The sequence below is a fragment of the Eximiradius proteiniborus genome, from assembly GCF_058546985.1.
The window spans coordinates 1296741-1308305 of sequence record NZ_CM178592.1 but is presented as its reverse complement, the minus strand read 5'-3'; the positions used below and the strand labels follow the sequence as shown (position 1 = coordinate 1308305).

8 protein-coding genes are annotated in these 11565 nt (G+C 34.7%); 3 read left to right on the top strand and 5 right to left on the bottom strand.

Annotated elements, in window-relative coordinates; translation table 11 throughout:
• Positions 1-46 precede the first annotated feature (46 nt).
• The 3 genes from ACY2LT_RS05435 (at position 47) to ACY2LT_RS05425 (ending at position 5885) form a co-directional block, all read left to right on the top strand.
• A complete protein-coding gene (locus tag ACY2LT_RS05435; protein ID WP_491814367.1) occupies positions 47-3583 on the top strand; it encodes a sensor histidine kinase in 3537 nt (1178 codons plus the stop codon).
• A 57-nt stretch (positions 3584-3640) separates the two neighbouring features.
• Positions 3641-4429, top strand: a complete 789-nt coding sequence (locus ACY2LT_RS05430; protein WP_491814366.1) for a DUF3108 domain-containing protein — start codon at positions 3641-3643, stop codon at positions 4427-4429.
• Positions 4430-4541: 112 nt separating this feature from the next.
• Entirely contained in the window at positions 4542-5885 is a 1344-nt protein-coding gene (locus ACY2LT_RS05425; RefSeq protein WP_491814365.1) for a leucine-rich repeat domain-containing protein, read from the top strand.
• Here the strand turns inward: ACY2LT_RS05425 and ACY2LT_RS05420 are convergent, their stop codons facing one another.
• Genes ACY2LT_RS05420 through ACY2LT_RS05400 form a run of 5 tightly spaced genes read right to left on the bottom strand, consistent with a single transcriptional unit; the run spans position 5886 to position 11539 of the window.
• Positions 5886-6527, bottom strand: coding sequence for a response regulator (locus ACY2LT_RS05420; protein WP_491814363.1), 642 nt, complete (start codon positions 6525-6527; stop codon positions 5886-5888).
• Complete coding sequence (locus ACY2LT_RS05415; RefSeq protein ID WP_491814362.1) at positions 6520-8649, bottom strand: PAS domain-containing sensor histidine kinase; 2130 nt, start codon at positions 8647-8649, stop codon at positions 6520-6522. The genes ACY2LT_RS05420 and ACY2LT_RS05415 overlap by 8 nt, the downstream gene beginning before the upstream one ends.
• Before the next feature lie 2 nt (positions 8650-8651).
• Positions 8652-9623 carry an MlaD family protein gene (locus tag ACY2LT_RS05410; RefSeq protein ID WP_491814360.1) on the bottom strand — a complete coding sequence of 324 codons (972 nt, stop codon included), beginning with the start codon at positions 9621-9623 and terminating at the stop codon, positions 8652-8654.
• Positions 9624-9644: 21 nt separating this feature from the next.
• The gene (locus ACY2LT_RS05405; protein ID WP_491814358.1) at positions 9645-10394 is read right to left on the bottom strand and encodes an ABC transporter ATP-binding protein; all 750 of its coding nucleotides are present in this window, start codon (positions 10392-10394) and stop codon (positions 9645-9647) included.
• 2 nt (positions 10395-10396) lie between these two features.
• A complete protein-coding gene (locus tag ACY2LT_RS05400; RefSeq protein ID WP_491814357.1) occupies positions 10397-11539 on the bottom strand; it encodes an MlaE family lipid ABC transporter permease subunit in 1143 nt (380 codons plus the stop codon).
• Positions 11540-11565 lie beyond the last annotated feature (26 nt).

Genomic DNA, 11565 nt, shown 5'->3' with positions numbered 1-11565 from the left:
TTACAAATGAAGATTTCTTTTTGTATATACATTATTTATCTAATATTTGAAAAAGATTATAACAATATATAGCATCTTATTTATTTTTTCGATAGATGTTTTTTGTCAGAAATTATTGACCGTTTCTTACAACGAAGAAGATGGTCTTCCAAGTAGTTCTGTTTATTCTGTAACGCAGGACAATCAAGGTTATATATACTTCACTACTCGCAACGGACTTGCCCGATACTCCGGCAAAGAATGGAAAACTGAATGGAATACTTTCCAACCTTCCCACGCAGATAAAGCTTATTTTTATAAGGATGAAAATAACGATATATGGATTTTATCTAATTTCGTTAACAAATTGTTATACAAGAAAGAAGGAAATGATTGGGTTATTAAGGCGGTTATTCCGGAGCAATTTCTTAATCAATTCGAAAGAAACTTCATACCATTTGCAGTCTCTTCCAGCAAAAATAATTTCCGTTTCTTAGCATATAGTAATAAGCTTTTACTCTACTTCAGCAACAATAAATGGAAGAAAATCGACCTTGACACAAACATTTATGTAAACAAAATAATTGGATATAAAGACGAATTCTTCCTTGCTACAAACAAAGGACTGCTCTTTTTTGATAAAAACCTTAATTTGGGTTATCTGAGTAATTCCATTCCAAAACAAGAATTTTTCACTGTTGCATTGGAAAATCACGAAAGCAAAATTCGCAAAATCTGGCTTGCTGGTAATGGCTTCATTGCTTATTATGATTATAAGAATTATAATATTTTGGTTAAATCAGAACAAATTGTTCGAAAAACCAATTCCGAGAATGTAGTCCTTATTCCTAATTACTACCATTCATTGATTTATTCAAGTCTTGCTACAATTGTTGTCGCTACAAAAGATAATTTAAGAATTTTCCCTCTTTCTGTGGCTAATAATCTGAAAGACAACTCCGCAAACGATATTTTTATCGATCGTGAATATAATATCTGGATTGCAAACGACAGAGGAGTTACTAAAATCCCATCTTTGAGGTTTATGAATTATGATAAATCAAGCGGTTTCTTAGAAAATGAAGTTACAAGCATTGTCGAGAATAATGGAATACATTATATCGGTCATAATTCTGGAATTTCTGTTGCTCTCCAAAATTATATAATTATTCATTTAAAATTTGATAATCCATCTCCAACCACACGTGTGATGGATATGGATGTTTCACCATTCGGTGAGATTTACGTTGCTGCAACCGACAAAGGACTTCTGAAAATCACAAAAGATAATAAGTTAATTAATACGAACTTCCCAAGCAAAGATTTGGTTCAAAGCGTTGCCTTCGATAGAAAAGGGAATATGTTTGTTGCAACAAATTTCGAAGTATTCACAAAATCAATTAACTCCACCGATTTTAAACTGATTTATAAAAGCAACAACCAAATTCGAAAGATATTTATTGACCATGATAATTTTATCTGGCTATCTACTGTTATCGGTGGTGTTGTAAAAATTCAAAATAATTCCATTTATTTATTCAAAGGAGAGAATGCTTACGCCAATTCAACTACAGCAATTAACTTTGATATTCCTGACACCGTCCTTGTCGGAACGAAAAAAGGACTTTACTACGTTGCACAAAACAAATTAAAACCCTATTGGTTGAAAATTGATAGACCTGTCTATTTCATCAAGAAATATTTTAATTATCTCTGGATTGGCACGGATGCAGGCGTTTTACGTTGGGATGGGAAATATTTAGCTCAATTTGGTACTAAACAAGGTCTTTCTGGTTTCGAGACTAATCGCGATGCTTGCTATTTAGATAAATTGGGTATCTTATGGATTGGAACTAATAGTGGGCTTACTCGCTATAATTACCACTTCGATAACTTACCTATTCCTGAACCAATTGTTAAAATCAACAGTATTAATTATAACTTATCCGAATATATATATATTAGCAACCAGCAGCAGAAAATAAATCTTCCATCTAACGCTTTTAATATTACTTTTAGTATTGACGTCTTGTCTTTCATAGATGAACATAATAATACTATTCAATATAAATTAGAAGGATTTGATAGAGATTGGTTCGATTTCCAGAAAAATTTTACTTCTAACTTCCTTTACAGAAATCTCCCTTATGGTACTTATCGTTTAAAGTTACGTGCTAAAAATGCCATCGGAATTATTTCAGACGAGATTTCTTCGCCACTAATCATTGTTGAAATGCCTTACTATCTTTCTCCAATTTTTATCTTGCTTGTTGTCATTATTATTTTAGTTGTTATCTACCTTATTATTAAATACATCTCAAATTGGCAATATAGAAAAAAATTAGAAGAAGAAGTAAAATCTCGTACAAAGGAATTATTAGAATCTCAAATCCGTTACAAACAAATGTTTGTCGATAACAATGCATATATGATTTTCTATAATCCCAAAACAGGAATTATATTTGAAGCTAATCCATCAGCACTAAATTATTTCGGAATAACAGAAAGCGATATTGGCAATATCACTATTTTTGAACTTCTTTCAGAAAAAATTGAGAATAAAGAGGAATTCTTAAATTATCTTATCGAACAAAAAGAATTTGAGACTATTTATAAAACTGCTAATAATGAAGTTCGCAACGGTATTATTTATCAAAGTAAAATTAATTTATCCGACAATATGTTTATCTACGCCATTATTCAGGATATTACCGCGAAAAAAATTGCCGAAAGCGAACTTCGTAAATTGAACGAAGAATTGGAAGAAATTGTAAAAATTCGAACTGCTGAATTAGAAAAAGCACTGACAGATTTAAAATTTGAAATACAAATTCGCGAAAAAACAGAAAAAGAACTGTTCGAAGCAAATGAAAAACTATTGGCTGCACTCGAAAGAGAAAAAGAATTAGGTGAGCTCAAGTCTCGTTTCATCTCTATGGTTTCCCACGAATACCGAACGCCACTTACTGTAATTTTGTCCTCTGCTTATTTGATTAAAGAAAGCTTGAAACGCGGGCTCGATGATGAGGTCGATAGGCACTTGCATAAAATTCACCATTCTGTTACAGTGATGTCCCGATTGTTGGAAGACGTCCTTACTTTCGAAAAAGCCGAAGAAGGTATTCTCGAAGTTCGCCTTACTGAATTTGATTTACACGAGTTTCTACTCGATATTATTGAAGAAGCAAGAATTAACGACCAAAAGGAACATAATATTACTTTATATATGCCCGAAGATAACTACTGGATAAACTCTGACAGGTATCTACTCAAGCAAATTATTTCAAATCTGCTAAATAATTCGATTAAATATTCTGAAAAGGGAACTTATATCGATGTTGATTGCCGGATTCAAAATAGCTCCATTTATTTACTAATCAAAGATGAAGGAAAAGGGATTTCCGACGAAGATTTAGAGAATGTTTTTGAACCTTTCTATCGAAACAAAAAAACTATTGGTATTACCCCTGGCATAGGATTAGGTCTGGCTATTACAAAAAGATGTGTCGAATTGCTTAATGGAGAAATTGAAATAAATAACAAGTTAGACAAAGGCGTTATCTTCAAAATTACAATTCCTCTTGTTCAAAAATCTGATACATAAGCAACTTTTTTGCTTTTCATTCGTTATTATTTTAATTGATAAAATAAAGATGGGAAAATGATGAAATTTCGTTTTTTGATATTATCGCTTTTAGTTTTTTCAATCGGTTTGCTGCCTGCTAATTCACAAACTAAAATTGTTATGCAACCCGGCGAGGAATTAGAATATGAAGTTTCTTTTTTCAACGTCAAACTGGGTAAAATTAAAATCGTAACCGAACAAATTACTGACTATCGTGGTTTTCAGGTTTACAGGGCAAAATCTTTTATGGAGTCGTACTCAGGTATTCCTTTTGTTGATTTGAAAGCATCCTATTCAAGCTGGATAGATACTACTATTTCTTTTTCCCATAGGTTCGAAGGGTCTTTGAAACTTGACGCCGATAGATGGGCTTTCCAGAAAATTCTCTTCAATTACGACGAAAATATGATTTACAACGAAAAATACGAAGATAAAGTTCTAATCGAAAAATTAAACACTCCTACCACAAAAAAGATTAACGATGGGCTGTCGCTGTTCTTTTTAGCCCGCCAATACACTAATATGAAACGTAGTGTCAAAGTTCCCACTCTTATGGACACAAAAATTGGTACTACATACCTTAATTTTCACGGAAAAAAAGAAAACGTTCAGATACCAGCTATTAAATATCCTGTCAAAACTGTTTACTTCGATGGTCGAGCTGATTGGGAAGGTGTTTACGGGCTCTCTGGTAAATTCGAAGGTTGGTTCAGCGACGACGAAGCTCGCGTTCCGATACGTGCTAAAATGAATGTTTACGTCGGTAATGTTATTATCGAACTTATCCGATGGAAACGCAACGGGTGGACACCGCCCCGCGGATAATTTTATTTTGCATTTTATCTTAAAAGTATTAATTTTATGTTAGTTTGTTCAATTCTCTATGGAGTTTTATGAAGCTTTAATACATTGTTTGGCATAAGTAATTAATGATACAATGTTGAATAAAATAAATAAATTATTAGCTATCTCGCTTGTTGCAACAATTCCTGTGTTATTGTTAGCCCAGAACAGTAACCGCCGACCGGTTCCTATCAATAGATGCAACGAATATAATTCAATTAATGATGCTGTCAAAAATGCTAACTGGCTTAAAAAATTATCTCTTTCTAACAAAAATCTTAATGTGTTGTCGCCCTCTATCGGGCAGCTCCAGGATTTAGAGTATCTTGATTTAAGCAATAACAATTTATCTTCGCTCCCAGCCGAAATTGCTCGTCTCTCTAAGCTCAAAGAAATTCGCTTGAATAACAATAGATTTACAAGTTTCCCCGTAGAATTACTCCAAATCCCAAGTCTGGAAATTATTATTCTCTCGGGTAATCAAATCAACACTTTGCCTCATTCTATAAGTAATCTATACAATTTGCTCGTTTTAGATCTTTCATCAAATAATCTGACAAAAGAACCTCGTGAAATTATTCATCTAACCAAGCTAAAAGAACTTTATTTGGCAAATAATCAAATTAGAAATCTTGAATGTTTTGCTCCAAACTCACTCGAACTTTTGGATTTAAATAATAACAAGCTTTCTGCAATTTCCTCCGAAATTGGTAAATACTCCAATCTCAAAAAATTATATTTAGGCAATAACCAACTAAAAGCTTTGCCGAAGGAATTCGGCAAACTCTATAATCTTGAATACTTAGACCTTCAGAATAACGAAATTTCAGCCTTGCCGGATGAGTTTTGTAGCCTGAATTCCTTGAATAATATTAACTTTAATAGCAACAAAATTGTGAATTTCCCCGATTGTATCGAAAGAATGAAAAATGTGGTTCATATCTCAATCGCTTCAGCAAAAAATAATTCCGTCCCTCAAAATTTATTCAAATTCAGAAATCTGATATTTATTGATATTAGCAACAACAACCTTTCGTCTTTCCCTGTTGGAATACAACATCAACAAAACCTTACAAGTATTATTGCCGCAAATAATAATTTCGACGATATCCCTCGTGAGATTTTCTCTCTCAAGAAACTTCGGCATCTTGATTTTTCCTCAAATAATCTTACTTACTTAAATAAATCGATCAGAAATCTGTATAATTTAAATTCACTTTATTTAAATAGAAACTCAATTTCTTATATTCCTGAGGAACTTTCCGAACTTCGCAATTGTCGGATAATTCTTCTCGAAAGTAATCAAATAAGAAACTTCCCTCAGAATATCAGGCAAATGGCTAATTTGAAAGTGCTCGATTTGAAGTTCAACCCGCTGTCTGAAAACGAAAAAGACAGACTAAGAAGACTGCTGCCAAACACTCGATTATCGTTCTGATTATTCAACTAATCTGTTTTTTATTGCATAGTGAGTGATTTCTGCGTTTGAACGCATCTTCATCTTTTCAAGTATTCGTATGCGATAAGTGCTGATTGTGTTTATGCTCAAAGACAGTTCATTTGCTATTTGCGTGGGTGTTTTGCCCGATGCTATCATACACATTACTTGAAATTCACGGTCGGAAAGTGTTTCGTGAAGTGGCACTTCGCCGCTGCCAGATGTTGAGTCGAGATTATTTGCAAGTAACTCAGCAAGATGAGATGAAATATATTTTCTTCCTCTGATTACTCTTTCAATTGCTTCAATTAACTCTTCCGGCTTACTCTCTTTGTTAATATAACCAGACGCCCCGGCTTTCAGCAGCCTCACGGCATATTGTTCCTCTGGGTAAATAGTAAAAACAAGCACCGGGAGATCGGGCGCAATTTGTTTGAGCTCTTTGAGTGTGTCCAAACCGTCCTTACCGGGCATTGATATATCAAGTATCACCACATCATATTTGTTCTTTCGTACTTTTTCGAGCAGTTCATTCCCTGAACTTGCTTCGTCGGCAACAACAAATCCGGGCGTCTCTTCTATAATTTGTTTTAACCCTTTTCTAACAACTGCATGGTCATCAGTAATAATAATATTAATCATTTTTCACCTCGAATTTTATCGGGACAGACAAAATTACTTCTGTTCCCTGAACCTCACCATTATTTTGATAACCATTGTTTTTATATTTTAAATTACTTATGACGAGTTCGCCGCCCATAGATTTTGCTTTTTCTCGCATACCTAATAGTCCGAATGAGTTCTTATGGTGTATTTTCTCAGGCTCAATCCCCAACCCGTTATCAACAACTTTCAATACAAGATTGCTATCAATTATTTCAAGTGAAACATCCACTCGCGATGCTTTTGCATATCGGGAAATATTTGTTAACGATTCCTGAAATATACGAAATATTGGTGTGGCAAGATTTTCAGGTACTGTTAGATCCCGCGGATTAACAAAAAAACGTGTGCGGATTGCAGTCCGTCTCTGAAATTCCTTGCTTTGCCAGTCAATTGCTGCTACAAGCCCGAAATGGTCTAATATTGATGGTCGCAGTTGAGAAGAAATTGTTCTCACCTTTTGAATTGTAAGTTCCAGTAGATCAGACATTTCCCTAATCTTTTGTTCAAGGTTGTCTCTCGAAACGTCAATTTTTTTCACAAGCCACGCTATATCAAGCTTGATAGCTGTAAGTGCATAGCCAAGTTCGTCGTGAATTTCAAATGCAATTTGCTTACGTTCTTCCTCACGAACAGAATCAAGATGCAATGCAAGATTTCTCAATTGCTGTCGTGATTCCCGAAGCTCTGTTTCTGCAATTTTGCGTTGAGTTATATCGTAAATCGTTGCTTGTATATAAATTATCTCATTTTTTTCATTTGTTACATTTAGCAAACTTTCATTCAGCCAGCAAATATCACCATTTTTGTTTATAATTCTATATTCAAATTCTATACTTTTATTCGGGTTTTTTCGAATAAATTCACGGTTTTGCTGCACAATTTGCCGGTCTTCCTTCAATACAATATTATCCCAGTGAACTTTATTACTGAGAAAATCATCTACATCATAACCGGTTATTTCCTCTACATTTCCGTGCATAAAAATTGGATGATAATCAGGAGACCATCGATAAGCAATACCTTTAAAATTAGTAACAAATGTACGGTATCTTTCTTCACTTTCACGCAAAGCTTCTTCTGCTTTTATCGAATTTGTAATATCTCGTGCAATGGTAGTAAATCCGAGCACTTGCCCGCGCTCATCTACGAATGGGTACACTGTCAGGTTTACATATATCGTTTCATCACCACGCCGAACTGCCACCATATCCACATGCAGAATCTTCTTACCCGACGAAAATGATAAGTCGAGCTGTGGAATTTTAATCAAAGTTTCAAAATCAATAATATGGTCTAAAATTGTGATTTGTTGCCCAACTACCTGCGACGCTTTATATCCAAATATGTTCTCTGCTGATTTGTTCCAACTGTGGATGCTTCCGTCAGGCGATACTACAAATATTGCGTCTTCACTCGATTCCACAATCGATGCAAGGCGACTTTTCGATTCTTCAAACTCTATCTTTTCTGTTATATCTCTTGAAATTGAAGTAATACCAATTATTTCACCTTTTTTGTTTTTAAATGGTATTGCTATTTGCTCTAAATACTTGTCTTTTTCTCTTTCCGAATTCGCCGGGAAAAACTTTATTTCTCGTTCAATTGAGCCCTTCTCAAACGCTTTTATTATGTAACTGTCTTTCGGAAGATTTTCCTCATCTCCGAACATAAACTTATTTATTGTTGCACCTATCGGCTTATTGAATTGTTCGAGTGCAGAAGTATTTGCCCATACTACACGTAAATTTTCATCTGTTTGTAGCACGACATCATCAAGTGCCTCAAACACTTTTCTAACTTGATTAACGTAATTTCTGTATTCGTTTTGAATCTCGTTTCGATTTTTGATTTCTTCCACTAAATCTGATTGCCGACGTAGTGCAAAAATAAAAAATGGAATGAACGAAAAAATTAAGGCGATTAGTAAATCATCAAGCCAACCGACATTTATCGCTTTAAGAAAATTTGTTACAATATCGTATAGTCCGATTGCATAAGAAATAAAAAATATCATCAAAATAAAGAATAATACAAGAAACCAGTCTTGTAGCAATTTATTTCGGTAGTCCGAATAATTTTGAAAGTTCGGCTTCGGCATAATTATTTTTCTGGCGGTGGTGGTTCGCTTAAAAATATCTGCGATGGATTGTCTGTTATTGCTCTCAACGAACGTTGCAGTGCCCGGTTTGTCTGTCGCAGCTCTTCAAATGTTTCGTTCAAACCAAACAATATTGTTTGCATCCGATAAGTAATTGTGCTAATCGAACGATTTGTATTGACCATAGTCGAATCATATTTTTCGTAAATCTTACTTACGTAATATGGCAGTTGCATTTTTTCAAACTCGGAATTTAGCATCATCGAGAAATTTTTTAGTTCGTTTACTGTTTCATTTAGTTTATAGCTGGTATATGTAAGGTTAGAGATTACACTTGATGTATCGGCTTTTGTCAGAACCGCATTCAGTTTTTCGCTGGACTGAGCAAGTTCCTCAACAATTTTATTCAGTTCTGGCGAAGTAAAAAATTTAGTTGTAGCATCGAGAAAATTTATCGTTCCTTTCGAAATTTCAGCAAATTGCAGTTTCATTATATTATTCATTACATCCCGAGCCGCAAGTGTTATTTCCTCAATTCCCGAAGGAGCCGATTTTATTAATGTATATGGCGGTTTAAATGTTATTTTTGGATTCATTTCAAACATCTGAGGATCTGTCGGAATAAAAAGCTGAAGAAACTTGCCACCTGCTATTCCTGCCATTTCTGCTTTCACTCGCAAACTATCCGATATTGTGATTTTCTCGTCTATATTCATTATTACTTCTACCAACCTGCCATCCGGAGCCACCTGAACCTTTTGCACCCGCCCGCACGGGACTCCCAGATATTTCACAGCCGAACCCGGCTCGAGCCCTTCTATTGATCCATCAAAATATGTAACATAAAATGTTTGTTCTTTTAGAAATTGAGTTGCACCCATCCATATTAAAAAACCTACTAATATTATTGTTCCGGTAACTACAAATAATCCTATCAAAAAAGATGAGTTGATTTTTCTGCTACGAATAGCCATTTTTATTTCTCCGAATTATTTTCAAGATGCAATTCGATTGAAAAAATTGTAAACGCGTTCATCAGGCGAGTTTCGCAATTCATCAGGTGTTCCTGCCGCTATTATTCCTTTCTGTGATTTATCCAGCATAATAATTCTGTGAGCAACGCTCAAAATGCTTGCTAAATCGTGCGAAACTATTACCATTGTGGTTCCTAATCCTCTGTTGATTTGCACAATTAGTTCGTCAAGTGATGCAGAAGTAACAGGATCCAGCCCGGACGATGGCTCATCAAAAAATAACACGTCCGGGTCGAGTGCCATCGAACGTGCAAATGCAGCTCGTTTTTTCATACCTCCACTTATCTCCGAAGGCAGAAAATCTTGAAATCCATTTAGTCCAACTGCATCAAGTTTCATCTCTATTATCTTCTCAATTTTATCTTCCGGCAAATCCGTATATTTTTCTAATACAAGGGCAATATTTTCTGCAAGAGTCATCGACGCAAATAGCCCACTCGATTGAAATAATACTCCAAACCGACGTAAAATATGATTTTTTTGCTTTTTGTCGGCAGAAGTAAAATTAATGTTTTCGAAGAATATATCTCCTTTTGTAGGCGTTTCGAGCCCGATTAATTGTCGCAATAGTGTGCTTTTTCCGCAACCCGACCCGCCAACTATTACAAAAATTTCTCCGCGATTTATTTGGAAATTCACATTCTCCAGAATTGTTCTATCACCATATCTTACTGTTAAATCTTTAACTTCTATGATTTTATTATCTGCCATTTTTAAATTCCTAAAGCCGACAACAAAAAGACGAAAATAGCATCAGTTAGTATCACAAGAAATACACCCGATACTACACTTGCCGTTGTATAGCGCCCAACCGATTCTGCACCTCCCTGCACCTGAAATCCACGGAAGCATCCAATTGTTGCAATCAGCAAACCAAAAACAATACTCTTGATTATTCCGCTAAAAACGTGTCCATAGTTCAATGCTATGTTCAGTTGAGCAAAAAAACTTGAAATTGTAATATCGAGAGTTGCCAAGCCTGCAAGCAATCCACCTATTATTCCAACTAAATCACAAATTATAACAAGAAACGGCATCGCAAGTGCAACCGCAATTACTCTCGGCAACACCAGAAACTGCATCCTGTCGAAACCCATTGTCGTGAGTGCATCGATTTCTTCAGACACCTTCATTGTGCCAATTTCCGCAGCAAATGCCGAACCGCTTCGTCCGGCAACAATTATTGCTACCATCAACGGAGATAGTTCCCTTGTTATTGATATCCCAACCAAGTCTGCCAGATATATATCAGCTCCAAACTGAGAGAGTTGTATCGCCCCTTGATAACCTGATATTAGCCCAATCAAAAACACTATTAGGCTTGTTATCGGTACTGCATTTACACCAGCATTTAAAAAATGATGTGGAAAATCTTTCCATCGGATTATACTCGGCTTGAACAAAGAATACAAGAAATTTTTTGTCAGCTCACCAATAAATTCAACTAATTTGAATAAATCTGAAAAAATAATCCTGACTATTTCCCCGATATTAGAAAAATATGCAATCCAAAACGATTGGCGTTCCGTTGGCTTTGTCTCTTGTTGCTTCGGTAGCAATATATTTATAAAGTTTTGTAAATTTTCATTTATTCCTGTTAATTCAAACTGAATATTTTTCGATGAACAATATTCTTTTATTTCATTGATTACAATAATAAGATACGAGTCATAATTGGTTAATTCACTCAAATTCAAAGTAATCTTATTAATCTCATCTTTTACTTTTTCAAGCTTTAATTGTTGCTCGATTTCATTTGCATTGAATATTGTAATAGATGATAGTGGAGTAATAGTAAGTTTTCCACCGACGTTTATTATCTCTAAAATTTTCTTTTGGGTTGAACTTTGTTGCATAATTTATGAATTTTGAAATACATTAC

Coding starts and splice junctions, on each gene's coding strand:
- ACY2LT_RS05425 (WP_491814365.1), top strand. CDS start 4,542: ATGTTGAATAAAATAAATAAATTATTAGCTATCTCGCTTGTTGCAACA.
- ACY2LT_RS05430 (WP_491814366.1), top strand. CDS start 3,641: ATGATGAAATTTCGTTTTTTGATATTATCGCTTTTAGTTTTTTCAATC.
- ACY2LT_RS05415 (WP_491814362.1), bottom strand. CDS start 8,649: ATGCCGAAGCCGAACTTTCAAAATTATTCGGACTACCGAAATAAATTG.
- ACY2LT_RS05400 (WP_491814357.1), bottom strand. CDS start 11,539: ATGCAACAAAGTTCAACCCAAAAGAAAATTTTAGAGATAATAAACGTC.
- ACY2LT_RS05410 (WP_491814360.1), bottom strand. CDS start 9,623: ATGGCTATTCGTAGCAGAAAAATCAACTCATCTTTTTTGATAGGATTA.
- ACY2LT_RS05420 (WP_491814363.1), bottom strand. CDS start 6,527: ATGATTAATATTATTATTACTGATGACCATGCAGTTGTTAGAAAAGGG.
- ACY2LT_RS05405 (WP_491814358.1), bottom strand. CDS start 10,394: ATGGCAGATAATAAAATCATAGAAGTTAAAGATTTAACAGTAAGATAT.